At 64.7% G+C, this 23,921-nt stretch carries 28 protein-coding genes and 3 tRNA genes; 19 read left to right on the forward strand and 12 right to left on the reverse strand.

Going from position 1 to position 23,921, the window contains the following annotated elements; translation table 11 throughout:
• Positions 1–325 precede the first annotated feature (325 nt).
• From CLV47_RS05070 to CLV47_RS21980, 4 genes are all read left to right on the forward strand, one after another.
• Positions 326–541, forward strand: coding sequence for a hypothetical protein (locus tag CLV47_RS05070; protein WP_106347949.1), 216 nt, complete (start codon positions 326–328; stop codon positions 539–541).
• Between the two features lie 57 nt (positions 542–598).
• Positions 599–1,513, forward strand: coding sequence for a DoxX family protein (locus CLV47_RS05075; RefSeq protein WP_146135288.1), 915 nt, complete (start codon positions 599–601; stop codon positions 1,511–1,513).
• A 94-nt stretch (positions 1,514–1,607) separates the two neighbouring features.
• Positions 1,608–2,126 carry a DinB family protein gene (locus tag CLV47_RS05080; protein WP_106347951.1) on the forward strand — a complete coding sequence of 173 codons (519 nt, stop codon included), beginning with the start codon at positions 1,608–1,610 and terminating at the stop codon, positions 2,124–2,126.
• A 72-nt stretch (positions 2,127–2,198) separates the two neighbouring features.
• Complete coding sequence (locus CLV47_RS21980) at positions 2,199–2,354, forward strand: hypothetical protein (protein WP_170110962.1); 156 nt, start codon at positions 2,199–2,201, stop codon at positions 2,352–2,354.
• Here CLV47_RS21980 and CLV47_RS05085 read toward each other — a convergent pair whose 3' ends face one another.
• Positions 2,355–3,656: an MFS transporter gene (locus CLV47_RS05085; RefSeq protein WP_106347952.1), complete on the reverse strand. Its 1,302-nt coding sequence runs from the start codon at positions 3,654–3,656 to the stop codon at positions 2,355–2,357.
• Positions 3,657–3,771: 115 nt separating this feature from the next.
• On the opposite strand from CLV47_RS05085, the gene CLV47_RS05090 reads away from it, so the two are divergent.
• Genes CLV47_RS05090 through CLV47_RS05115 form a run of 6 tightly spaced genes read left to right on the forward strand, consistent with a single transcriptional unit; the run spans position 3,772 to position 8,879 of the window.
• Positions 3,772–5,190, forward strand: coding sequence for an NAD-dependent malic enzyme (locus CLV47_RS05090; protein WP_106347953.1), 1,419 nt, complete (start codon positions 3,772–3,774; stop codon positions 5,188–5,190).
• Complete coding sequence (locus tag CLV47_RS05095; RefSeq protein WP_106347954.1) at positions 5,187–5,693, forward strand: hypothetical protein; 507 nt, start codon at positions 5,187–5,189, stop codon at positions 5,691–5,693. Before CLV47_RS05090 ends, CLV47_RS05095 begins: the two co-directional genes overlap by 4 nt.
• 3 nt (positions 5,694–5,696) lie before the next feature.
• On the forward strand, positions 5,697–6,221 hold the full coding sequence (locus CLV47_RS05100) for a hypothetical protein (RefSeq protein WP_106347955.1): 525 nt from the start codon (positions 5,697–5,699) through the stop codon (positions 6,219–6,221).
• Positions 6,218–7,270: a D-2-hydroxyacid dehydrogenase gene (locus CLV47_RS05105; protein WP_106347956.1), complete on the forward strand. Its 1,053-nt coding sequence runs from the start codon at positions 6,218–6,220 to the stop codon at positions 7,268–7,270. Before CLV47_RS05100 ends, CLV47_RS05105 begins: the two co-directional genes overlap by 4 nt.
• Before the next feature lie 58 nt (positions 7,271–7,328).
• Positions 7,329–8,255: a prephenate dehydratase gene (gene pheA / locus CLV47_RS05110; RefSeq protein WP_106347957.1), complete on the forward strand. Its 927-nt coding sequence runs from the start codon at positions 7,329–7,331 to the stop codon at positions 8,253–8,255.
• Complete coding sequence (locus CLV47_RS05115) at positions 8,256–8,879, forward strand: histidine phosphatase family protein (RefSeq protein ID WP_106347958.1); 624 nt, start codon at positions 8,256–8,258, stop codon at positions 8,877–8,879.
• 123 nt (positions 8,880–9,002) lie between these two features.
• Here CLV47_RS05115 and CLV47_RS05120 read toward each other — a convergent pair whose 3' ends face one another.
• The 5 genes from CLV47_RS05120 to CLV47_RS05140 all read right to left on the reverse strand — a co-directional run bounded on the left by CLV47_RS05120 (position 9,003) and on the right by CLV47_RS05140 (position 12,979).
• Positions 9,003–9,380, reverse strand: coding sequence for a VOC family protein (locus CLV47_RS05120; protein WP_106347959.1), 378 nt, complete (start codon positions 9,378–9,380; stop codon positions 9,003–9,005).
• A gap of 117 nt (positions 9,381–9,497) precedes the next feature.
• Positions 9,498–9,833, reverse strand: coding sequence for a GroES family chaperonin (locus CLV47_RS05125; protein ID WP_238145243.1), 336 nt, complete (start codon positions 9,831–9,833; stop codon positions 9,498–9,500).
• A gap of 53 nt (positions 9,834–9,886) precedes the next feature.
• The gene (locus CLV47_RS05130; RefSeq protein ID WP_238145244.1) at positions 9,887–11,143 is read right to left on the reverse strand and encodes an alpha-hydroxy acid oxidase; all 1,257 of its coding nucleotides are present in this window, start codon (positions 11,141–11,143) and stop codon (positions 9,887–9,889) included.
• 23 nt (positions 11,144–11,166) lie between these two features.
• Entirely contained in the window at positions 11,167–11,517 is a 351-nt protein-coding gene (locus CLV47_RS05135) for a metallopeptidase family protein (protein ID WP_170110963.1), read from the reverse strand.
• Between the two features lie 4 nt (positions 11,518–11,521).
• Positions 11,522–12,979 carry a GuaB1 family IMP dehydrogenase-related protein gene (locus CLV47_RS05140; protein ID WP_106348168.1) on the reverse strand — a complete coding sequence of 486 codons (1,458 nt, stop codon included), beginning with the start codon at positions 12,977–12,979 and terminating at the stop codon, positions 11,522–11,524.
• Positions 12,980–13,080: 101 nt separating this feature from the next.
• On the opposite strand from CLV47_RS05140, the gene serS reads away from it, so the two are divergent.
• Genes serS through CLV47_RS05155 form a run of 3 tightly spaced genes read left to right on the forward strand, consistent with a single transcriptional unit; the run spans position 13,081 to position 16,012 of the window.
• Positions 13,081–14,355: a serine--tRNA ligase gene (gene serS / locus CLV47_RS05145; protein WP_106347960.1), complete on the forward strand. Its 1,275-nt coding sequence runs from the start codon at positions 13,081–13,083 to the stop codon at positions 14,353–14,355.
• Positions 14,352–15,191: an HAD family hydrolase gene (locus CLV47_RS05150; RefSeq protein ID WP_106347961.1), complete on the forward strand. Its 840-nt coding sequence runs from the start codon at positions 14,352–14,354 to the stop codon at positions 15,189–15,191. Before serS ends, CLV47_RS05150 begins: the two co-directional genes overlap by 4 nt.
• Complete coding sequence (locus tag CLV47_RS05155; RefSeq protein WP_106347962.1) at positions 15,185–16,012, forward strand: HAD-IIB family hydrolase; 828 nt, start codon at positions 15,185–15,187, stop codon at positions 16,010–16,012. Before CLV47_RS05150 ends, CLV47_RS05155 begins: the two co-directional genes overlap by 7 nt.
• Before the next feature lie 51 nt (positions 16,013–16,063).
• Here CLV47_RS05155 and pdxR read toward each other — a convergent pair whose 3' ends face one another.
• Positions 16,064–17,494, reverse strand: a complete 1,431-nt coding sequence (gene pdxR / locus CLV47_RS05160) for a MocR-like pyridoxine biosynthesis transcription factor PdxR (RefSeq protein WP_106347963.1) — start codon at positions 17,492–17,494, stop codon at positions 16,064–16,066.
• Between the two features lie 80 nt (positions 17,495–17,574).
• On the opposite strand from pdxR, the gene CLV47_RS05165 reads away from it, so the two are divergent.
• A complete protein-coding gene (locus CLV47_RS05165; protein ID WP_106347964.1) occupies positions 17,575–18,219 on the forward strand; it encodes a pyridoxamine 5'-phosphate oxidase family protein in 645 nt (214 codons plus the stop codon).
• 56 nt (positions 18,220–18,275) lie between these two features.
• On the opposite strand, the gene CLV47_RS05170 is transcribed toward CLV47_RS05165, so the two are convergent.
• The 3 genes from CLV47_RS05170 to CLV47_RS05180 form a co-directional block, all read right to left on the reverse strand.
• A complete protein-coding gene (locus tag CLV47_RS05170; RefSeq protein ID WP_106347965.1) occupies positions 18,276–18,902 on the reverse strand; it encodes a bacterial proteasome activator family protein in 627 nt (208 codons plus the stop codon).
• Positions 18,903–18,910: 8 nt separating this feature from the next.
• Positions 18,911–19,918 carry an NAD(P)H-quinone oxidoreductase gene (locus CLV47_RS05175; RefSeq protein WP_106347966.1) on the reverse strand — a complete coding sequence of 336 codons (1,008 nt, stop codon included), beginning with the start codon at positions 19,916–19,918 and terminating at the stop codon, positions 18,911–18,913.
• A gap of 66 nt (positions 19,919–19,984) precedes the next feature.
• Positions 19,985–20,395 carry a PaaI family thioesterase gene (locus CLV47_RS05180; protein ID WP_106347967.1) on the reverse strand — a complete coding sequence of 137 codons (411 nt, stop codon included), beginning with the start codon at positions 20,393–20,395 and terminating at the stop codon, positions 19,985–19,987.
• Between the two features lie 202 nt (positions 20,396–20,597).
• Here CLV47_RS05180 and CLV47_RS05185 point away from each other — a divergent pair, with 202 nt between their 5' ends.
• The gene (locus CLV47_RS05185; RefSeq protein ID WP_106347968.1) at positions 20,598–20,900 is read left to right on the forward strand and encodes a hypothetical protein; all 303 of its coding nucleotides are present in this window, start codon (positions 20,598–20,600) and stop codon (positions 20,898–20,900) included.
• A 56-nt stretch (positions 20,901–20,956) separates the two neighbouring features.
• Here the strand turns inward: CLV47_RS05185 and CLV47_RS05190 are convergent.
• Positions 20,957–21,044 (reverse strand) — tRNA-Ser (locus tag CLV47_RS05190).
• Between the two features lie 45 nt (positions 21,045–21,089).
• The gene (locus CLV47_RS05195) at positions 21,090–21,560 is read right to left on the reverse strand and encodes an XdhC family protein (RefSeq protein WP_106347969.1); all 471 of its coding nucleotides are present in this window, start codon (positions 21,558–21,560) and stop codon (positions 21,090–21,092) included.
• A gap of 110 nt (positions 21,561–21,670) precedes the next feature.
• Here CLV47_RS05195 and cds1 point away from each other — a divergent pair, with 110 nt between their 5' ends.
• From cds1 to CLV47_RS05215, 4 genes are all read left to right on the forward strand, one after another.
• Entirely contained in the window at positions 21,671–22,756 is a 1,086-nt protein-coding gene (gene cds1 / locus CLV47_RS05200; protein WP_106347970.1) for an L-cysteine desulfhydrase Cds1, read from the forward strand.
• 52 nt (positions 22,757–22,808) lie between these two features.
• Complete coding sequence (locus CLV47_RS05205) at positions 22,809–23,582, forward strand: CPBP family intramembrane glutamic endopeptidase (RefSeq protein WP_202862399.1); 774 nt, start codon at positions 22,809–22,811, stop codon at positions 23,580–23,582.
• A gap of 100 nt (positions 23,583–23,682) precedes the next feature.
• Positions 23,683–23,767: transfer RNA gene (locus CLV47_RS05210), tRNA-Ser, on the forward strand.
• A 77-nt stretch (positions 23,768–23,844) separates the two neighbouring features.
• Positions 23,845–23,918 (forward strand) — tRNA-Arg (locus tag CLV47_RS05215).
• The last annotated feature ends 3 nt before the right edge of the window (positions 23,919–23,921 follow it).

A 23,921-nucleotide genomic window follows, 5' to 3' on the forward strand; every position in this document is an offset into this window, starting at 1 on the left:
TCACGGCTGATCGCCGCTTGACCCGCCGACTACATCAGTTACCGTGTCCCATATCTACCTAGACACCGGTGTCCCCCATCAACCTAGACAGCACAGCTCCCATAGCGCCCAATCTCTACACACGAGGCTTGCCGCGCGCCAGGTACGCCCGCCGATATACATCGGCGACGGGTCTCTGCTGATTGGTATAGACGCCCCTATTTCTTTAGATATATATCGGATCTAGACCATTGACCAACGTTCGTTCGGCCTCTAAATTTCTGGTCATCGGCCAGATCAGTCAGGCACATGCCCGGCCCAAGCCGAACCACAAGGGGGAACCGTGATGAGTACCAAAACGCTCGAGGAAGACTTCGCCGCTGTCATGGCGGCGTACCGCGCGATGCCGCCGGCATCCAAACGACCGAATGAAGAGCCGGAACCGGGTCCGTCACTCAGGAGCGCCTACTGTCGCGTGGTCGGGACCACCACGATTTGTCACAGCGGCAGCGTCTATTGCTACTGGTTCGGCGACACGTTCCGGACTTGCAACAGCTACTAGATCGCACCTGTCAGCTGCTCGGGTTCCGCCCGCGCAGGCGGAACCCGAGGAGTGGTGATGATGATTTTGATAGAGGCTTCCGGCATTGTGCTGGCCGCGCTGTTTGCGATGTCAGCGATCGGGAAGGCTGCCGATCCTTCAGCATCTGCGGACATGATGCGTGAGCTCGGGCTGCCAGCGCGGTGGACCGACGTCGCGGGACGAACCTTGATATTCGGCGAGTTGCTCATCGCTGCCGGCCTGCTCGACGGGCCGTTTCGCCGTGGTGCGGCGGATGCAGCGCTTGTGCTGCTCATCGCCTTCACCGTCGCGGTGACGGTGATCGCGTGGCCGGGGAAGCAGGTCCGGTGCGGCTGTTTCGGTAGGTCGAAGGAGCCGCAGTCCGGCGCGACAATTATCGCCCGCAACCTCGCGCTGGGCGCATTGGCCGTACTGGCCAGCCACAGTGCGGACCCGGCAGCCGTCGGATGGGTTATCCCGACACCAATCGCGACCGGTCTCGGCGCACTCGGCCTGGCCATCCTGGTCGTCATCGGATTGCGCGCCAAGACGCTGGGACCGCAAACGGACGCGACGCCCAAGACCGTGGTCCGCGATCGAGACGGCGGGCAGCTCGTCGTACGCCGCACGGTCGGGGACTCGACCACTCTGGCGCAGCTCGCGCCTACGCTGCCGGCGCTCGTGCTCTTCCTCGACACGGACTGTCCTGGCTGCGTCGCGCTTCTGGACCAGCCGGTGCCAGACCGAAGCGGCGTCGACGTGGTGACCTTAGTGGTGGATTCGGCCAATGCCCGTCCTGACCTGCAAGAGCGAAGCGACGTGGTCGTCGTGGCGCCCGAAACATTTACCGACGCGGGGGTGCCTGGTACGCCGTGCGGGATGTTGTTTGGCCCCGACTGGCAGCTACTCGGCGAGCCATTGCTCGGCGAACGAGCGATCGGGTTCGCGCTCGCTGCGGCCGCTGCTACATAGACCCGACGTGGATCTCGTGTGTAGAGGAAGGGCTCCCATAGCGCCCTTCCTCTACACACGAGATCGAAAGGGTGGCCGCGCATAGACTGTCGCCATGCCGATCACGCCTGATGCCAAAGACTGGACCTGGGTCATCGAGAAGCCGTGCCCCGCATGCGGCTTTGCTGCCTTCGAGACCTCGCCAGCGGACGTCGGGCCGACGATCAGGTCACATATTCCCAGGTGGCGTAAGGCTTTGGAGCGGGATGATGTCGCCGTACGCCCCGACGACTCGACCTGGTCGACGCTCGAGTACGCCGCGCACGTGCGTGATGTGTTCGGAGTATTCGAACAGCGGCTGCGGCTGATGCTGGCCGAGGACGGACCGGATTTCGCGGACTGGGACCAGGACGCCGCTGCCGCCGACGGTGACTACGCCGGCTTGCGTCCGAGCACGGTCGCCGCAGAGTTGGATACCGCCGGTCAGGCGACCGCATCGACGTACGACGCGGTACGCCGTGAGCAGTGGGCGCGGACCGGCAGGCGCAGCAACGGCTCGCAGTTCACCGTCGAGACGCTATCGCAGTATCTGCTACATGACCTGGTACATCACCTGCATGACGTCGACGCGTGAGCGCCCCCCGGGACTACAAAAATGCGGTTACCTTGAGGTAAGCAATTCCCATTGAACCAAAGAAGGTACGCCATGCAGATCGTGTTGATAATCCTGGCAGTCTGGCTCGTGTTGGCCGTGCTCGGCTTCGTCATCAAGGCGTTGTTCTGGCTCGGCGTCATTGCCGCGATCGCGTTCGTGGTGACGTTGGCGGTCGGCTCGGCGAAGCGCAAGCAAATCGGCAGATAGCTAGTCCTGCAACTCGTCCTCGATCGTCCATCGGCTGACACTGACCAGCCCGATGACGGTCTGAAACACCGTAAGCACAACGAGCACGATGATGGCCGCGTCCCACACCTTCGAGTTGCCATGCACGATTCCGAAAAGCAGCAGTCCCGCACCGGCGAGCACATAACCGGCGCCTTGCATGAAGCCGGACAGCGACAGTACGCCGCCATGGGTCCGGGCCCGCATCGTTACGACGAACAGCGTGAGCGTGAAGTAGGAGCTGCCGATCCCGATCAGGCTGGTCCACAACCAGGTCAGGTGCAGCGGCTGAAAGTAGAGGCCGACGTATCCGCCGATGTAGAACGCCGACAGCGCCCACACGACGAGGGACGGGTGGTGCAGGCGGTGCATCAGGGTGGGGACGAAGATTGAGGCGCCCATCGAGACCAACGAAACGAGTCCGACGTACGCCGCGGCCGCGACTAGACCGTGCCCCTCGTCGTGGAGGATCGTCGGCATCCAGCCGAAGATGATGTAGGCCTGAAACGCCTGTACGCCGAAGAACAGCGCCAGGATCCATGCTTTGAACGAGTGGGCGATCTGCAGGAGCTTGAGATGACCGCCGTTGTTGCTGAAGTCGACGGCGCGGTCCCGGGCGCCGATGATGAGCCACGGCAAGATCGCGACCAGGGAGAACGCCGCCCATGAGCCAAGACCGACTCGCCAGTCACCGCCGACGGCGTTCTCGAATGGCAGCGTGAGGATCGACGCCGCGGAGGAGAACGCGGCCAGCGTGACGGTATAGACCGCGGTCAGGGCCGCGACGTTCCTGGGGAAGTAGTAGCGCACCAAGCTCGGCATGAGGACGTTGGCGATGGCGATCGCCGCGAGCGTGATGGCCGAGCCGGTAAACAGCGCCGGCCTGCCCGGCACGAACGCGCGCACCAACTGCCCTAGCGTCATCACCACGAGCGCCACGATGACGGTCCGGCTCGGCCCGAGCTTGCGCGCGACGAACGGCCCCGCGGCCCCCAGAAAACCGAAGCAAAACGCCGGCAGAGCCGTGAGGAGGCCAGCCTCGGCGCCGGAGAGGTCCAGCGCCTCGCGCATCTGTGGAAGTACGGCGCCTATCACGTTGACCGCGGCGCGCAGGTTGCCGGCCAGCAGGATGATCGCCCCGATGACCAGCCACCGAGGTAGGCGCAGGTCGCTCCTAGACGGTGGAGCCGGACGGGTCGGAGGGTCGGTGTCGATCACGGGTACGCCGCCCGCGGCGGTGGCGACCTCGGCGACGATCTCCGGGTCTCGGCTCATATCTGTCATTAGCTTGGATCGTACGGCGCGGGCCGATGTGCGCTAGCCCCGGCGGGTGCCGCGAAACCCGCGCAGACGGCGAAGGTGAGCCAGGTCGCGGTGGGCCTCGTGCAAGGATGTATTTATGCCGAATACTCCACCGGAATCGTCGAAGCCGACCAAGAAGCACCGTGTCGCGACGACGGGCTCGTATTCGATCACCGTCCGCCTGCACACCGGCACCGACCCGGCGGTCATCGGTCAGCTTGCGACGACGGTATCCGAAGCCGGTGGCATCGTGACTGCCCTCGATATCGCCGAGTCACGACACGACCGGCTGGTCATCGATCTCACCTGCTCGGCGAGCGATGGCGAGCACGCCGAGGAAATCGTGGAGGCGATGCGCGGCCTCGGCGGGGTCACGGTCTACAAGGTGTCTGATCGCACGTTCCTGCTACACCTGGGCGGCAAGATTTCGGTCGAGTCCAAGGTCCCGCTGAAGACCCGTGACGATCTGTCGATGGCTTACACGCCTGGAGTCGGTCGCGTCTCGTTGGCGCTCGCCGCACATCCGGAAGACGTAAGCCGACTGACCATCAAAGGCAACACGGTCGCCGTCGTCACCGACGGGTCCGCCGTACTCGGCCTGGGCAACCTCGGCCCCGGCGCGGCATTGCCGGTCATGGAAGGAAAGGCAGCGCTTTTCAAGCGATTTGCCAACATCGACGCGTGGCCGATCTGCTTGGCCACTCAAGACGTCGATGAGATCGTGCGCACCGTGGAGCTGATCTCGCCGGGATTCGGTGGGATCAATCTCGAAGACATTGCCGCGCCGCGCTGCTTCGAGATCGAGGCTCGGCTGCGTGAACGGCTGGACATCCCGGTGTTTCACGATGACCAGCACGGTACGGCGATCGTCGTCCTCGCGGCGCTGACCAATGCGCTTCGGTGCCTCGAGAAGTCGCTCGAGGGGGCGCGAATCGTGGTGGCCGGCGCGGGAGCGGCCGGTACGGCGATTGTCACGCTGCTGCTCGAGGCGGGCGCCAAAGACGTCGTGGTCTGGGACAAGGAAGGCATCCTCAACAAGGAAGACGCGGAGCTGTCGACGGCTAAACGCGGGCTTGCTGAGAGAACGAACCCGCGCGGCATGACCGGCGACCTGCACGACGCGCTGCGCGGCGCCGACGTGTTCATCGGGGTCAGCGCCGGCGGCGTACTCGACCCGGAGTGGATCGACGACATGGCCGACGGCAATGTCGTGTTCGCGCTGGCCAATCCAGATCCCGAGGTCGATATCGCGGAGGCAGGCCGTCGGGCGGCCATCGTCGCCAGCGGGCGTAGCGACTATCCCAACCAGATCAACAATGTGCTCGCGTTTCCCGGCGTGTTCCGGGGCTTGCTCGACGCGCGGGCAAGTGAGGTCACGACGGCCATGCTGCTGCGTGCGGCCGACGCGATCGCCAGCGTCGTCACCGACGAAGAGCTCAATGCCAACTACATCATCCCTAGTGTCTTTGATCCGGACGTCGCCCCGACCGTGGCGCAAGCGATCGCGGGCGAATGAGATTTACGGCAGCCACCCTCGACCAGCTGCGGATGATCGCGCTGCGTTTTTTTGGGCTCGGTGCTGTCGCCGTCTTTGTGCCGATGATGTTCCTTGTGTTGATGCGGGGGATGCCAACGGCGATACGGATCGTGCTGATCGTGGTGGAGGTGGTTGGCGTGATGCTGGTGGGCGCCGGGCTCGGTGCGTTCATGACCGCGGACAAGTGGAACAAGAAGCGGCGTGCGGGCTGGACTCCCATCGACATCCACGTCGTACCCGATGACGCCGCAGGCGAGATCGACAAGACGCTGCTCGACACCAACGACCGCCGGTGGCGCATAGCGATGGCGCGATATCCACTCGCCGTCCGCGACGTGCTGATCGCGGACCACACGATCGAGTACGTCGGCGAGCTCGAACATGACAAGCCAGTGTTGCTCCGCCCGGCCGCTGACGCCGGCCGGTCTTACGAGTCGTTCGGTCATGTGAAGTCCCTCGCCGAGCTCAAGCCGGACGGTTAAGACATGACCCAGCACGAGGACCGGCCCGCCTCAGAGGATCCAGCCACCCGCCGGCACGAACGGACCAAAGATCGCGCCTTTATGTTCGCGATTATCGTCGGGCTCATTTTCATCGCCGGCGGCATCTACCTGACCACGCTCGGCGCGACGGGCGTGCTGTTCGGGGTCCTGATGTTCCTGCTCGGCGCGATGGTTGGAATCGCGGCCATATTAGGTTTTCTCTACCGTGGTCGTGCTCGGCGTACGCTCGCGCGGCATCCATGGCGAGCGGTGCCGGTCAAGATTCTGGCCCGCCCTGCGCCCGGCAAACGGGGACGGCTGGTCGTGCAGACCACCGACGAGGCTCAAGTGCCGATCGGGATCACCGGAGTCAGTAACGAATTCATCGACGCTATCGAGCGGGATGGAATGATCGAGTACGCCGGGGATCTGGGCGACAGCGGAATGCTCTTCGCGAGGATTCCCGACGGAGAGTTCGTATATGTAGCAGTGATTTCGTCACGTGCGATTAGGGGAGAGCAACCATGAGCACCGTCCGGATCGTTGCCGGCGTACCGCTGAGCGAACACCTCGCGGATCGGATCCGCGAGGTCGATCCCGGAGTCGAGCTGATCTCCGATCCTGCGCTCTTTCCGGCCACGCGCGTGCTCGGTGACCATCACGGCCCGCCGCCGGGGTTCAAGCGCAGCGCTGATGAGCAGGCGCGCTACGAGTCTCTGATCGACTCCGCCGATGTGCTTTACGCGGTTCCCGACGGCCGACGTTCCGCGTTGGAGCGGGCCGTCGCGACCAACAAGAAGCTGCGATGGATACACACTCAGATGGCTGGTGGCGGTGCCATGGTTGCCTCGGCCAACATCTCGGACGAGGATTTGCAACGGGTCACGTTTACGACGTCCGCCGGCGTACACGCGGACATGCTTGCCGAGTTCACGATCCTCGGGATCTTCGCGGGCGCCAAGAACCTCGCACGCCTTCAGGCTCAGCAGTCGTTGCATGAGTGGCCACGGCAACGAGCGTCCGTGCGATCGGTCGGCGGTGCCACGCTTCTGATTGTTGGCCTCGGCGAGATCGGTACGGCGATCGCGGACCGGGCGACAGCTCTGGGGATGCGGGTGATCGGCACGAAGCGCACGATCACCGACGTACCTGGTGTCGAGAGTGTCTACCCCAATGACGATCTGCCGCAGATCGTCGGCGAGGCCGACCACATCGTGATTACCCTGCCCGGCACGAAATACACCGAAGGGCTCTTCGACGCGGACCTGCTTGCGAAGGCGAAGAAGGGCGTCAACCTCATCAACGTCGGGCGCGGCACCGTGATCGACGAAGGTGCGCTCATCGCCGCGCTGCAGTCCGGTCAGGTCGGATCGGCGGCGCTCGACGTATTCGCAAAAGAGCCGCTGGCAGAGGAAAGTCCGCTGTGGGACTTCCCGCAAGTTATCGTCAGCCCGCACAGTGCCGCCCTCGACGAGCTTGAGGAAGACCGGTTGGTGGACTCCTTCATTGCCAACCTGCGCAAATTTCTCGCAGGTCAACCCATGGCGCACATCGTGCAGCCTGAGCTCGGCTACTGATATCTCGACCAACCGCAAGATCCCGACCCACCCCAAAATCCCGGTTACTCTCGAAGACGTGTCAGATCGTTACGCTTACCTCGGTCCCGCAGGGACCTTCACCCAGCAGGGTCTGCTGAGCCTGCCCGACCTTCCACCGGATGCGCAGTTTGTGCCGTGTTCCGGCGTACCGGCAGTGTGTGCCGCCGTTCGTGCCGGCGACGCGGACTTCGGGCTGATTCCGATGGAAAACTCGGTCGAGGGCCCGGTGCCGACGACGACCGACGAGCTAGTGCTCGGTGAACCGCTGCTTGTGGTGCGCGAGGTGTTCGTCAACGTGACGTTTGTGCTGTGCGCGCGCCCCGGCACGACGATGCAGGACGTGCGGACCGTCTCGACGCATCCACACGGGCACGCGCAGGTGCGTGGCTGGCTGGACACTCACCTGCCTGCGGCGCAGTACGTCGCGGCGCCGTCGACCTCTGAAGCGGCCGGCATGGTGGCGGCGGGGCAGTACGACGCCGCGGTCTGTGCCGAGATAGCGGCACAGAACCATTCACTTGAGGTGCTTGCCGCAGGGATCGAGGACAGCGCCGGCGCGGTCACCCGGTTCGCCCTCGTCTCGTTGCCCGCCGCCTTGCCGGAGCCGACGGGAAACGACCGTACGACGTTCGTGGTGCACATCGCGCAAGAGCGGCACGGCGCGCTGAACGGCGTACTCACTGAGCTGGCGGCGCGGTCGATTAACTTGACGAGGATCGAGTCGCGTCCGTGGCGTGAGCGGATTGGCGAGTATCACTTCATTCTCGAGTGCGAGGGGCATGTGGCCGATCCACGCGTGGGCGAGGCGCTCGCATCTCTGCGCCGCATCTGTGCCGATGTGCGGTTCATCGGTTCCTACCCGCGGGCGGACCGGCAGAATGAAGACCTGCCGCATTTTGCTACGGATAAGGCATTTCACGCCGCGCAGGGCTGGTTGGCGAAGATTCGCAAAGGCGAGGTTTAGATGAAGCTGTATCTAGTGCGGCACGCGCAGTCGGTGGCCAACACGACGCACGTGATCGCTTGCGAGATTCCGGGCAGCGAACTGTCGGAGGCAGGTCTGGAACAGGCCGAAGCGCTGGCCGACACGCTCGGAGACCGAGACATATCGGCGATCTATCACAGTCGGATGGTGCGCACGGCGCAGACCGCGGCACCGCTTGCGCGGCGACTCGGTCTGCAGATGACTGAGCTGCAAGGGTTCCACGAGGTGCAGCTCGGGGATCTTGCGGAGCGCCGCGATAGCGAGGCGCACACCGCCCTGGACGAGACCGCGAGCCTATGGAACATCAAAGAGGACCTTGAGGTCGCGCGGGCCGGTGGCGAAACCGGTCAGCAGGTCGTCGACCGCATGACCGCCGAGTTGGACGGGATCCGGCAGCGGCACGGAGAGTCCGACCTCGGCGTCGTCGCGGTCGCACATGGCCTGTGCCTGCGGACCGCCGCACAGCGCTGGGCGGACGGTGTCTCGCTGGAGTTCGCGTTTGAAAATCTGTTGCCTAATACGGGAGTCATCGAAATCGACGTACCCGCAGATCTCGACAAGCGACCGCAGATCGTCGATTGGGTCGGCCTCGGCATCGGCTAGCTCGCGCTTCTGGTCCCGCTCGTCGTAGCGTCCGGCAAAGTGGTCGCTATGGCGACCATTTTGCCGGACCTTACGGCGTTCGGATCGCCGTCGGACGCGCACAGCTGGCAGCGTCGAATGGGGTCAGTCGTCTGGCGACGCCGTGTGGCAGACCGCTTCGACGTTGTTGCCGTCCGGATCCCTGACGAACGCACCGTAGTAGTGCTCGTGGTATTCCGGCCAGAGGCGCGGCTCGTGCAGGACCTCGGCGCCCGCGTCGACCGCGGCAGCAAACCAGGTCCGCACCGCCGCGGCGGACTGTGCGGTAAACGCGACGTGCGTCTCGCGATTGGCCCCGACGCCGTCGAAGGTGGAGATCCAGAACTGTGGCTGATCGGTGCCGTAGCCGATCGCCACACCGAAGTCCATCAGCCGCTTGTGCCCGAACGTGCCGAGGACCGAGTCGTAGAAGGCCGCCGCGCGGGGCAGGTCGGCCACGTTAATGCCAAAGTGATCAATCATGTTGCTATCGAAACACGGCGCACCGACAGTTTTGAGTGAACGCGTCGATCGATGGGGCTTAGCTGAAACAGATTGACTCAACGGTGGTGCAATGTGTTGCACCTAAGGATTTTGGATCTACAGGTAGAGACCGGTGGAGACCTCGACACGTTCGGCGGCGATGGCATGAATGTCGCGTTCGCGCAGCAGGATGTAGGTCTCGGCGTGGATCTCGACTTCATGCTGATCTTCCGGCGCGAAAAGCACCCGGTCATCGACCTTGACGTTGCGCGCGTTGGGTCCGGCCGCGAGGACCGTGCCCCACAGCAGCCGCTTGGCTACCTGCGCGGTCGCCGGGATCAAGATGCCACCGGCCGAGCGCCGGTCACCGTCCTCGGTCGACACTTTTACGAGGACTCGGTCGTGCAGCATCATGATCGGCAGCTTGCCGTCTTCTGTCGTTTTCTCTACCACGAGGTTAACGGTATCGAACGGTCCCCAGCGTGTGCACGGCGCTGGTCGGCCCGTTAGGGAAGTACGACGTGCCGCGGATCGAGATCGGCGACCTTGCCGACGCCGAGCAACTGCATCGTGCGGGTGACCTCGGCGGTCAGGATGTCGATGGTCCGGCGTACGCCGCGATATCCACCGGCCATCAGCCCGTAGAGGTAGGCGCGGCCGACCAGCGCGAAGTCCGCGCCAAGGGCGATGGCGGCGACGATGTCACCGCCGTTCATGATGCCGCCGTCGATCATGATCTGAGCATCGGGACCGAGTGCCTCGCGCATCTCTGGCAACAGTCGGAGCGGTGGTCGCCCGCGATCGAGTTGACGCCCGCCGTGGTTGGACAGCAGGACCGCATCCGCGCCGGCGGCGATGGCCTGCTTACCATCCTCGACGCTCTGGATTCCCTTGACGACGAGCTTCCCAGGCCAGATCCCGCGCAGCCACTCGACGTCGTCGAATGTCAGCGTCGGGTCGAACATCCGGTTGATCATCCCTGCCACTGTGCCGCCGGATTGACGCAGCGACGCGAACTCCAGTGGAGCGGTGGTGAGAAGGTTCGCCCACCATGCCGGGTGCAGGGACATGTCGAAGAAGGTCTTCGGCGTCAGCTGCGGCGGGATCGTGAGGCCGTTACGTACGTCGCGCTGGCGTTGGCCGGCGACCGCAGTGTCGACCGTCAGGAGGAGGGCGCCGTAGCCATTTGCGCTGGCACGTTCGACAAGCTCCTTGGTACCGACGCGCTCTTTCCAGACATAGAGCTGGAACCAGCGCTGCGTGTCCGGGGTCAGTTTCGCGACGTCCTCAAGCGAGGTCGTGCCCATCGTCGACAACGCGTAGGGGATGCCCGCGGTGTTGGCCTCGTGGGCCACCGCGACCTCGCCTTGGTACTGCATCATCCGGGTGAAGCCGGTCGGCGCGAAACCAAATGGCCGCGTGGAGGGACCGCCCAGGATGGTCGTGCTCAGGTCAACCGTGGAGATATCGCGCAGCACATTGGCGCGAAACTCGACATTGTTGAAGAGCTCGCGAGAGCGGCGCAGCGACGCCTCATGGTCGGCCGCGCCGTCGGTGTAGTCGAACGCGGACCGAGGTGTACGACGCCGCGCCAACAGCCGCAGGTCCTCGATGCTGACCGCGCGCGAGAGCCGGCGTTCGGTGCCGTCGAGTTGAAACTTACGAAAGCCCAGCAGCGGCTTCAGATCCTCCCACTTGGGGATCTGCCGCGGAATCTTCGGCATCGGTGGCGGGGTCTGCGAGGACACATTTGCTTCGACCATGTCTCGGACCATACCCCGACGGCCTAGGACCATCCGAGGTCGTGCAGGCGGGCGTCGTCGATCCCGAAGTGGTGCGCGATCTCGTGTACGACGGTGATCAGCACCTCTTCGCGTACGTCGTCCTCGGTCTCGCAGATGTCGAGAATGGCGTCGCGGTAGATCCAGATCGTGTCGGGCATCGCGCCGGCGTACTCGTGGCCGCGTTCGGTCAGGGCGATGCCGTCGTACAGTCCGAGGATGGAGGGGTCGTCGCGGTTGCGGTCCTCGACCATGACCACGACGTTGTCCATCTGGCGAGTCAGCTCGGGCGGGACCTCGTCGAGCGCGTCACTGACGAGCCGTTCGAACTTCCGCCGGCCCATGACGATCGGCACGGCCTCACCACGACTCGGAACGCGGCCGGCCCTCGTCGTACCCTGCCGCGCTCTGGATGCCGACGGTTGCGCGGTCGTGGAAGTCCGGGATCGTGCCGGCGCCGGCGTACGTGAACGAGCTGCGTACGCCGGCGATAATCGAGTCGACGAGGTCTTCGACACCGGGGCGTTGCTGGTCGAGATACATCCGCGAGGACGAGATGCCCTCCTCGAACAGTGCCGAACGGGCCCGGTCGAATGCGGACTGGTCCTTCGTGCGGTTCTTGACTGCGCGCGCCGAGGCCATCCCGAAGCTCTCCTTGTAGAGCCTGCCATCGGCGTCGCGAACGATGTCGCCAGCTGATTCGTGGGTGCCGGCGAACCACGATCCGATCATCACGTTGGCCGCCCCCGCGGCGAGTGCCAGCGCGACGTCGCGTGGGTATTTCACGCCGCCGTCTGCCCAGACGGTTGCGCCACTGTCGCGGGCGGCGTCGGAGCACTCGAGTACGGCGGAGAACTGCGGGCGTCCCACTCCGGTCATCATGCGGGTAGTGCACATCGCGCCCGGCCCGACACCGACCTTGATGATGTCCGCGCCGGCACCTGCGAGGTCACGGGCGCCATCGGACGAGACGACGTTGCCTGCCACGATGGGAATCCGTCGTCCGGAGGTATCGGCGTACGCGTCGCGGGCGGCGACGACGAGGGGCAGCACGGCGAACATCTTCTCCTGGTGCCCGTGCGCGGTGTCGACGACGAGTACGTCGGCGCCGGACTTCAGCAGCGACTCGGCCTTGTCGCGGACGTCGCCATTGATGCCGACGGCCGCGCCGACCATGAGCTTGCCGTCGGGGTCGAGCGCGGGCTGATAGATCGCCGAACGCAGGACGCCCTTGCGAGTCAGTACGCCGGCCATCCGGCCACCATCGAGCACCGGTACGACGTCAAGGTGGTGGCTGGCGAGGGTGTCGAACGCGCTCATCAGATCGTGGTCGGCGGTCGTCGTCACCACGTCGCTGGTCATCACGTCTTTGGCCTGGGAAAACCGGTCGACCTCGATGCAGTCGCGTTCGGTGATGATGCCGACCGGCTTCTCGTCGTCGACGACGACGGCGGCGCCGTGCGCACGCTTGCCCAACAGCGCCAGGACCTCGGCCACGACGGTCGTGCTATCGACGATCACGGGCGTCTCAAAAACCGGGTGCGCGGCCTTGACCTGCGCGATCGCGCGGGCGACGACATCGTGTGGGATGTCTTGAGGGAGGATCGCCATTCCGCCGCGGCGGGCGATGGTTTCGGCCATCCGCTTGCCGGAGACGGCCGTCATATTGGCGACGATCAGCGGGATCGTCGTACCCACGTTGTCCGGCGTGCGCAGGTCGACGTCGAGCCGGGACGACACCGCCGAGCGATTCGGCACCATGAACACATCGGAGTAGGTCAGGTCGTAACTAGGCAGTTGGCCGTTGAGGAACTTCACGACGACTGATGGTACCCGGCTCGTGCCGTGAGTTGGCCAGATCACCGCTTGGTCGGTAGCGCAGCGGTACGTCGTACGCCGGCCATCGGTAACCTGGACAGGTGATTGATCTGCGATTTGTCCGCGAAAACCTCGACGCCGTCCGCTCCAGCCAGGAAGCGCGCGGTGCCGACCCCTCGTCCGCTGATGCGCTGTTTGCCGCAGATGAGCGTCGACGCGGCGTTGTTTCGGAGTTTGAGGCGCTGCGTGCCGCGCAGAAGACAATGGGTCAGCAGGTCAAGAAGGCGTCCAAGGAAGAGCGCCCCGCGCTGCTGGAATCGGCGAAGTCGCTGGCAGCGCAGGTGAAGGACGCCGAGGGCGCCGTCACCGAGGCCGAGTCGGAGTTGCGCGAGGCGCAGGGCGCGGTGGCCAACATCGTGCTCGACGGCGTACCGCCCGGCCCGGAGGAAAACTTCGTCACCATTGAGACGGTCGGCGAGGTGCCGCAGCTCGACTTCGAACCCAAGGACCACGATGAGCTCGGCGCCGACCTCGGTGTCTTCGACATTCCGCGTGGCGCGAAGGTGTCCGGCGCGCGCTTCTATTTCCTGACCGGGATCGGTGCAAGGCTGGAAATGGCACTGATGAACATGGCGATGACCCAGGCCATGGCCTCCGGATTTACGCCGATCATCGCGCCGGCCCTGGTACGCCCCGAAGCGATGGAAGGCACCGGGTTTTTAGGCGCGCACGCCGAAGAGGTCTATCACCTCGAACGCGACGACCTTTATCTCGTCGGTACGTCGGAGGTCGCGCTCGCCGGTTTCCATTCGGGCGAGATTGTCGACCTATCCGGTGGTCCGCTGCGGTACGCCGGCTTCTCCTCCTGTTTCCGGCGCGAGGCCGGCTCGTACGGCAAGGACACCAAGGGCGTTTTCCGGGTGCACTGGTTCGACAAGGTCGAGATGTTCTGCTACACCACGCCGGACCAGGCCGAGGCCGAGCACCAGAGGCTGCTGGACTGGGAAAAGCAGTTCCTGACGGCGCTCGAGCTGCCGTTCCGCGTTATCGACGTCGCGGCCGGCGACCTCGGCTCATCCGCGGCTCGCAAATACGACTGTGAAGCGTGGTTCCCGTCGCAGGGACGCTACCGCGAGCTGACCAGCGCCTCGAACTGTACGACGTACCAGGCCCGCCGGCTAAACGTGCGCTACCGCGGCGAGGACGGCAAGCCCGCCACCGCGGCCACCCTCAACGGGACCTTGTGCGCGATCACCCGCACCATTGCCTGCCTGCTCGATGCCCACCAGCAGAAAGACGGATCGGTGCACATCCCGGCGGCGCTGCAGCCGTTCCTCGGCGGCCTCGAGGTCATCGAGCCGGTAGGCAAGCCGTGACACTCGCTGCCCACAAGGCCGCCGCGACTCGGGACGGCTGGCTGCCGAAGCTGATTGTCTCCGACCTAGACGGCACACTGGTCTCGCACTATCACGGTATGTCCGACGGGCACCGGGACATGATGGAATACCTGGTGCATAAGGGAATCCCCGTCGTTCCCGCGACCGGGCGCGGACCGCGGCTCCTCGACCTCACCCGTGCCGAGGTCGGCGGCGGCGATGGCTACCTGATCATGGCCCAAGGGGCGGTGGTCTTCGAAGGTCACACTCTGTTGCACGTCGATTCCATGCCATACGACGACGCGCTCACGATCACCGACAAGGTCCGTGGCGCGCTCGGCGAGATCCGCATCGGCGCTGAGGACGCTCGCGACTTCGGCGGACCGCTACGGCTGCAGCATGGTTTTCAATGGCCCTACTCGCTGGATGAGGCGGCGTACGTCGACCCCGCCGACGTCGTGATCGGCGACGTGCTGAAGATCTTCGTGGAATCCGGCGTACAAGACATTGACGACCTGTTGCAGACCGTGCGGACGGTGATCCCGCCGGACACCGCGTCCGTCACGCACTCGGGGATCGGCTTCGTGGAGATCAGCCCGGTCGGTGTCACTAAGGCGACCGGGCTGGCTTTCGTCGCCGAGCGTCTCGGAATCGACGCGGCCGACGTACTGTGCTTCGGTGACATGCCTAACGACATTCCGATGTTCGAATGGGCCGGCCGGTCGGTCGCGATGGCCAACGCGCATCCCGACGTACTCGCCGTCGCCGACGACGTCACTGGCACCTGTGAAGAGCTCGGTTTTTCAACATATATAAAGGAACTGTTCAATTGGTAGGCTCCGGTAGCAAGGTCGTGCAGCCTCCGAAGAGGCCCAAGCTAATCGCCAGTGACCTTGACGGCACGCTGTTTAACAGGGCCGAGATGTCCGACCGCACCTGGAAAGCCGTGCAGGCCGTCCAGGAGTCGGGCATCAAGTTCGTCGCGGCCACAGGCCGGGCGACCTCGCTGCTCGGTCCGTTGGAGGCGCGCGGGTACGACGGCATCGCGGTGTGCGACAACGGCGCCATCACCTATGACGTCGGCCGTGACCACGTGATCGGCTGCCAGCTGCTCGAAGCCGAGCTGGTGGGTGAGCTGGTGGAGGAATTCAGTCGGCGCGCGCCGGACATCAATCTCGGAGTCAGCCGTCTGACGCCGCACAACAAGTCGATGTTTTCCGACCCCAAGCTCCTCGACTTCTACTCTTTCGGCCAAGAACCGCTGGAACTTAAGGACTTTGGCGACGAACCCGCGGGCAAGCTCTTTGCGCTTCACCGCGGCAAGGACAGCATGCAGATCGCGCGCGAGTTCGCAGATCTCACGGACGGGCGGGTGACCGTCTCCTGGTCGGCTAACGCCAGTGGACTTATCGAGATCACAGCGGACGGTGTCACCAAGGAGTTCGGCCTGGCGGCGCTGACTCGGCGTTGGCGCATCGACGCGATCGACGTCGTCGCGATCGGGGACGGCAACAACGACCTCGAGATGCTCGCCTGGGCCGGGACGGCTGTCGTGCCCGAAAACGGATCGAGTTCGGCGAAGGTTCTCGCCGACAAGGTCATCGGTCCCATCACCGAGGACGGAACCGCGATATATCTCGAATCCCTCCTCGACTGATCTTGCTAACGTCCGGCAAAGTGGTCGCTATAACGACCACTTTGTCGGACGTTAGCGGGTGTGGCTACGGAGTTCGGCGCAGATCTCGTGCGCCACGAGCGCCGCTTGCGACTCCGGGAGCCGCGCATATCCGCAGATGATTCCGCGGCTAGGTCGTTCGGTCAGCGTGTACGACGACAGGCCGGCCGCACCGACTCCACGAGCGGCGAGCGCCGTTAAAAACCGATCCTCGTCGGTGCCGTCCGGCAGCGGAATTGTGACGTGCAGCCCCGCGTCGATTCCACGGACCTCCAAGTCAGGCTGCTCGCGGCGCAGCGCACCTAGAAACGCTGACCTGCGGGCATAGTAGGTGCGCGCGGCGCGCGCGAGATGACGGGTGAGCGCGCCCGACGCTACAAAATGGGCGAGCGCGGTCGTGGAGGTTGCGCACACGTCGAGCGCTGAGTCGTCGATGACCGCGCGGACACGTTCGGCGAGGTGTGGTGGCGGCGCCAGCCACGCGATCCGCAGGGTCGGCGTCAGGATCTTGGACGCCGTACCGATATACGCAACGACGTCGGTGGCGCCCGCCAACGAGGCGACGGCGGGCATCGGTGACACGTCGTACCGGAACTCGCCGTCGTAGTCGTCTTCGATAATCGTCCGCCCGCCAGCGCGTGCCCAGTCGATTAGCTCTGCGCGACGGTCAACAGAAAGCCTGCTCCCTAAGGGATATTGGTTCGCGGGTGTCGTGTACGCCATGATCGCGGCCCGGCTGATCGACGCGGGGTCGATGCCGTGCTCGTCGACCCTCGCGGACTGAAGTTTCGCTCCGGTGGCGGTGAGCGCCCGATGTGCGTTGGTATATCCGGGGTCTTCCACGGCAACCGCGCGCCGGTTGGCGCCGGCCGCCTCAGCGATGACGCGTACGGCGGCGGCGACTCCGGGCAAGATGAACAAGTCGTCGGGTCCGTAGTTGACGCCGCGGCTGCGCCGCAGGTGGTCGCTCAGTGCCTCGCGCAGACCGACATGACCGAGGGAGCGCGGTGGCTGATCGCCGATGGGAGCGGCCGCAGCAGCCCGCCATGCCCGGTTCCAATCCGCACGGTTGATTAGCGTGCTGTCGGGGCTGCCCGGCTGCAGACTCCACTTGTGGACGGGAAGTGACCTCGGTCTGCTGGCCGATCGAGCGCGTTTCGGTGCGGCGTGCGTGCTGGCCCCCGCGCGCATCGCTCGGTCGGCGCCGGTCGCGATCTGCGTCCCCGAGCCCGGTTTGGCGATCAAATAGCCGGCCGCGAGCAGTTCGTCGTACGCCGCGACGACCGCTCCGCGCGAGACGCGCAGAGTTTGAGCAAGCATGCGGGTCGACGGGACGTGATCGCCAGGCTGAAGCGTGCCGTCGGCGACTTTAGCGAGTAGCGCATCGCAGATTCTGTGTCGCAGTGGGGAAGCGTTGCGGGGGAGGGTGATGGCGAAAGTCGGTTGGTGTGAAATTCGGGGCATATCGCACCTGGATACTGGTCTCTAGGTTTTAGAAATACTGGATCTTCCAGTGAGGCCAGTATGCCAGTCACGATTGGCACATGGAAAAACTACGCCGCAAACCTGAACGCGGGCGCAGCGAGCGCGCCGACCTCTACGACATCCTCGACGCGACCAACGTCGGCGTACTCGCGACCGTGAAGGATGGCGAGCCGTGGACGGTCCCGCTGCTCTACGGACGGGTCGACGACATGCTGGTGCTGCACGGCTCGACCGGCGCCGGGGCACTTCGGCACGTCGCGCAGGGCGCGAAAGCCTCATTCTGCGTGCATCTCATGGACGGCGTCGTCGTCGCAGACAACCTCTTCAACTCCAGCGCCAACTACCGCTCGGTGGTGGTTCGCGGCACGCTGACTGAGCTGCCTAAGGACACGGCGTACGACGCACTTGCCGTCATGAGCGACGGCATCATCCCCGGGCGAAGCAAGGAAGTAGTCACCGCGACGCCGAAGGAAATGGCCGCGACACTCGCGATCGGTCTCGCGATTGAGGATGACAACTGGATCGCGAAGGTGCGGACCGGCGGGCCGGGGGAGCCGAGCGAAGATGCGACGGCATGGACCGGTGTCGTACCGGCGTACACGGTGTACGGCGAACCCGAGCCGAGCGAGTTCGTCCCGGCGGGTACGGCGGTGCCGGCCTCGGTGCGCGCGCTCGTCGAGCGTGGCCGCACCCTCGGTGTATGACGGATCGGCACGGACTTTGTGACGGATCGGCACGGACTTTGTGACGGATCGCGAGGTTAGAGGTATTGGCCGGAGGCGTGGTCTTCGCCACCGGGCTGCCCTCCTGGCCGCTGGATGCTCATGCCGCCGGGCAGCGCGTGCTGAGCGCCACCGCCGCGCATCTGCTCCAACGCGACCCGCGATGCCATCTGTTGCGCGAATAGCGCGGTCTGAATCCCGTGGAACAGTCCCTCGAGCCAGCCGACCAGCTGCGCCTGGGCGATCCGCAGCTCGGACTCGCTCGGTACGACATCCTCGGTGAACGGCAGCGACAACCGGTCGAGCTCTTCCTTGAGCTCGGGTGCGAGACCCTTCTCTAGCTCGACGATCGACTGCTGGTAGATCTCCTTGAGCCGTGCTCGGGATGCCTCGTCCAACGGCGCCTGGCGGACCTCTTCGAGTAGCTGCTTGACCATGGTGCCGATACGCATGACCATGGCTGGCTGTTCGACCATGTCGGCGACATTCTTGTTCTGTCCGCTCTCGTCATCCTCGATCTCGGCGTCCTCAGGTACGTCGACCTGGCCGATTGGCTGCCCATCGGGACCGACGACGATCACCCGCTTGGTCTTCCCGGAGCCGGCTTCGTGCCCGGACGTCGCGGTGTCACCGGATTCAGGCGAGTCGTTTGTTGGTTCTGACATGGGCTCTCCTAGTTGCCTTCGCGGTTGCTGAGGATGATCTTGCCAATGTGGCTCGAACCTTCGAGGCGTTCGTGCGCGGCCTTGGCGTCGGACATCGGTATGACGCGGTCAACGATCGGCTTGATCTTGCCCGCTTCGACCAGCGGCCACAGATCACCGACGACGCCGGCGACGACCTCGGCCTTGCTGTTTGCACCCGTGACCGGCCTCCCGCGTAGCCCCACCGCAGAGAGCGAGAGGCGTTTCGGCAGGAGGCTGCCGATGTTGAGCTCCGCCTTGCGCCCGCCCTGCATCCCGAGGATCACCAGTCGCCCATCCGGTGCGAGTACGTCGAGGTTGCGTTCTAGGTACTTCGCACCGATCAGGTCGAGTACGACGTCGACACCCTTGCCGTCGGTGTATTCGCGGGCCTTCGCGACGAAGTCTTCGTCGCGGTAGTTGATCGCGGCTGTGGCGCCGAGCGCGAGGCACGCGTCGGCCTTGTCCTTGCTGCCGACGGTGACGATCACCTGGATGCCTTTGGCGGTCGCCATCTGGATGGCCATGGTGCCAATCCCCGAGGACCCGCCGTGCGCGAGCAGGGTCTCACCCTCGACCAACTGGCCGGTGGAGAACGGCGCGAACAGGTTGGACCACACCGTGCAGGCCACCTCTGGGAGCGCGGCCGCGGACACCAGGTCGACTCCCTTGGGCACCGGCATCACCTGTACGGCGGGGACGGCCACTTTTTCGGCGTACCCGCCACCGGCGAGGAGAGCGCACACTTCGTCGCCGACGGACCATCCGGTGACGTTTGCACCGATGCTCGCGATCGTGCCGGAACACTCCAGCCCGATGATGTCGCTCGCACCCGGCGGCGGCGGGTAGTGACCCATCCGCTGCATCACATCGGCGCGGTTGACCGCCGTGGCGGCGACCTCGATGACCACTTCATCAGGCCCTGCCGTGGGATCTGGTGCATCGCCCCAGGTCAGCGCTTCGGGACCACCGGGCTCGGTTACGACGATTGCCTTCATTCTTGGCAGCCTATTCCATTCTGTGTAGGTGAGTGTGCCTCGTAGCAGCGCTGTTGGATTCGGTTGCTACTTCCAGAGCACGGCCTGCGTGCAGCGAAACAGCGCGATCTTGCGGCCGGATTCGACGTGTGTAACGACGGCGTCCCAGACCTGCGTGGTGCGGCCGGCGTGCGCGGCGGTGGCCTCGACCTCCAGCGTGCCTTCGCGGGCGGTGCTGAGGTGGTTGCTCTTCAGCTCGAGCGTGGTGAAGCCGGTCGCGCCCTCGGGCAGTACGCCGCGGGCACCGAGCCCGCACGCAGTGTCGGCAAACGTCACGACGGCGCCCGCGTGCAGATAACCGTTTGGCGCCAAGTTGTCCGGCGTAATCGTCATCCGTGCGCTGACGGAACCGACCTCACTTTTTACCGCTTCGAAGCCGAGTACGCCGGGAAACCGGCCCTCGCACGCGGCATTGAACTCTTCAGCTGATGTCAACATAAGGAGTACCTTATTCGTTCACACATTGTGGTCTTCACCGCTATGGGCTGCGTAATTGGCAATAACTTAGGAAATTTGGACGAGACGCCTTTAGTGTGTGCTAGGCATTAACCGGAACCGATGGGGTCACACCCACGTCGGACCCCACGTCTGTTGATCGATCACCGTTGTGGTCGGCCCCCTCTTTAGAAGGATTTGCTTGATGAAGAAGAAGATCGCATCCCTCGCGTTGCTCGCCGCGCCGATGATCCTGCTCGCCGGCTGCAGCAAGCCCGATGAGGGCAAGGTTCACGACAAGCTGGTCAAGGAAGGCACGTCGCAGGGTCTTAACAAGGACCAGGCCGGCAAGTTCGCCGACTGCGCCGCGCCGAAGCTGCACGACAAGCTGTCGGCCAGCAGCCTCGACACCTTTATCAAGGACGGCATCGGTTCGAAGATCAAGAAGGACGATGCCACCGAGGGCAGCAAGATCATCGAAGACTGCGCCAAGTCCAGCATCAAGTAAATGCACTACCACTCGTAATGCTGTCTGGGCCGCGAGGCCCGGACAGCATTTTTGGTTGGTGGAAGGTGTGGGATTTGAACCCACGGACGGTCTCCCGTCGCGCGCTTTCAAGGCGCGTGCACTCGGCCACTATGCGAACCTTCCGGGTCCACTAGTTTGCCATTGCCCGACCGCTCACCTGCAGCAGGTCTAGGTTGCCGGTTCCTTCATCGGTCCACCGGCGCGACCGTACGACGTAGCGACGATATGCGCGACGATTGACAACGCCATCTCCGGTCCGCTGCGGCCGCCGAGATTGAGCCCGACCGGCATCTGCAAGCGCGCAAGTTTCTCGGCAGGGGTGTTGCGCGCGGCGTACTCCTCGAAAACCCCGGCCGCGCGCCCTCGGCTGCCGACCATCCCGACGTACGACGCAGGACCGTCGAGGACCAAGTCACGCATCTGCGCCGCATCCGGTTCGTCGTGATCGCAAAACACCACCGCATCGCGGACGGTCAGCGGGTTCGCACGAAACCAGTCGAGCGGCTTGTCGGTCAGCAGGACCGTCTCACGCTCCACGGTCGAGGCGATGGCGAGAATCGACTGGCTGATCGGATTGTCGGTCACCACGACGATCCGTCCATGCACCGAATCATCGTCAGACCAGGGCTGGTTGGCCATATCGTCTCCTTGATGGGTCCGGAGGAACTGCTACGCCGAGGTTAGCTGAAGTGCCTCACGGGGTGGTCTAAGGTCGTGCCGATGAGCCAGCACACCAAGGAGTACCGCTAATGCCGAAGACGTCGACCGAGGAACGACGATGGGTCGACGAGGCGGTGCGTCGGGTCGAGGCCGACGCCAACCGAAGTGCGGACACCCATCTGCACGTGTTCCCGCTACCGGGTCCACCGGGCGTCGACCTCTACCTCAAGGACGAGTCGGTCCACCCCACCGGGAGTCTCAAGCATCGACTCGCGCGCTCGCTGTTTCTATACGCGTTGTGCAACGGTTGGGTCGGCCCGAAGACGACCATCATCGAGGCCTCCAGCGGATCGACGGCGGTGAGTGAGGCGTACTTCGCCAGATTGATCGGGCTGCCGTTCGTTGCGGTGATGCCGTCGACGACGAGCGCAGAGAAGATCGAGCTGATCGAGTGGTACGGCGGGCGCTGTCATCTGGTGGACCACGCCCCGCAGATCTATGACGTGGCGCGCGAACTCGCATCCTCGTGCGGCGGGCACTACATGGACCAGTTCACCTTCGCTGAGCGGGCGACGGACTGGCGCGGCAACAACAACATCGCCGAATCGATCTTCGAGCAGATGCAGCGTGAGACACACCCCATCCCGACCTGGATCGTGGTCAGTGCGGGGACCGGCGGAACGTCCGCGACGATTGGGCGATTCGTCCGCTATCGGCGTCACCCCACGCGTGTCTACGTGGTCGATCCGGAAAACTCCGCGTTCTACGACGGATGGGAGCAAGACACCTCGGACTGGACGACGGGGCTGCCGTCGCGGATCGAGGGCATCGGCCGGCCGCGGGTCGAGCCGTCCTTCGTCGCTGGGGTCATCGACGACATGCAACGCGTGCCGGACGCGGCCTCGATCGCGGCGATGCGCTGGTGCTCCAAGGTGACCGGGCGCCACGTCGGCGGGTCGACCGGAACGAACCTATGGGGCGCGCTCACCGTGATCGATCGGATGCGTTCCGCGGGTGAGACGGGCAGCGTCGTGACGCTGCTGTGCGACGGTGGCGAGCGTTATCGAAGCAGCTACTACGACGACGAGTGGCTCGCCGCACGCGGTATCGACATCACACCTCACATGAAGACGCTCGAGGACTTCGGCGCCACTGGGGTGTGGCGGGCGCAGTAGGCGCGCGGGGAAGAGGGTCTGGCGCGTGCGCCGTTAGGGCAGAATGCTCAGCGTGAGCGATCCCGAACTGATGCCGACCCTCGATCGACCGCGCATCCGCCGTGAAGTGTGGATCGTGCTGGGCCTGTCGCTGGGTCAGTCTGCGCTCTACTCGATCGTCGCGATCATCGGCCGGCTCACCGCGCCGACGAAGCTGTCCAGCCAGACCGCGACACTCAACTCGTCGCAGTCGACGCAGTCGTTGCTGGACCTGACCTACCAGCTGATGGGCATCTTCTTCGCGCTGATGCCCGTCCTGCTGGCGCTGTACCTGCTGTCCGGACCGGGTCACTCGGCGATGCGGCTGCTCGGGTTTGACTGGCGAGGACGGCGTACGGCGGGCGCCGACGTACTGCAGGGCGTCGTACTGGCCGCGCTCATCGGCATCCCCGGACTCGCGTTCTACTACCTCGCGGTCGCGCTCAACATCAACGCGACCGTCGTACCGACCGCGCTGAACACGCACTGGTGGACCCTTCCGATCCTGATCCTCGCGGCGATTCAGAACGCCGTACTCGAGGAGGTAGTCGTCGTCGGCTACCTGTTCACTCGGCTGCGCCAACTCGGCGCCAGCCGGTGGGCGATGTACGCCGCATCGTCGCTGCTGCGTGGCAGCTACCACCTCTACCAGGGGTTCGGCGGCTTCCTCGGCAACATCGTGATGGGGCTGGTGTTCTGTTTCTGGTACGAGCGGCGCGGCCGGGTTATGCCGCTCGTGGTCGCGCACTCGATCCTCGATATCGCGGCTTTCGTCGGCTACGCGCTGTTCAAAGACCTCCTCACCTGACCTGCGTGGGGGGAAACCGCCGGGCACATGTATTCTTACCCGCTGCAGATGGTCTCGGCAATCAAGGACGCACGGCGCCCGGGTCGAGCATTGTCAGCGTGGAGGATTCGCCTAGTGGCCTATGGCGCCGCACTGCTAATGCGGTTGGGGTTCGCCCCTCCCGGGTTCAAATCCCGGATCCTCCGCTGCGTGTCGTGATTTACGTATGCGATACTATTTGGCGCTGCCACTCGCGGGCAGTGCACAACAGAACACGCGTAATGCGCCCATAGCTCAGCTGGATAGAGCGTCGGTCTACGGAACCGAAGGTCAGGGGTTCGAATCCCTTTGGGCGCGCAA

The organism is Antricoccus suffuscus (genome assembly GCF_003003235.1).
Classification (GTDB): domain Bacteria; phylum Actinomycetota; class Actinomycetes; order Mycobacteriales; family Antricoccaceae; genus Antricoccus; species Antricoccus suffuscus.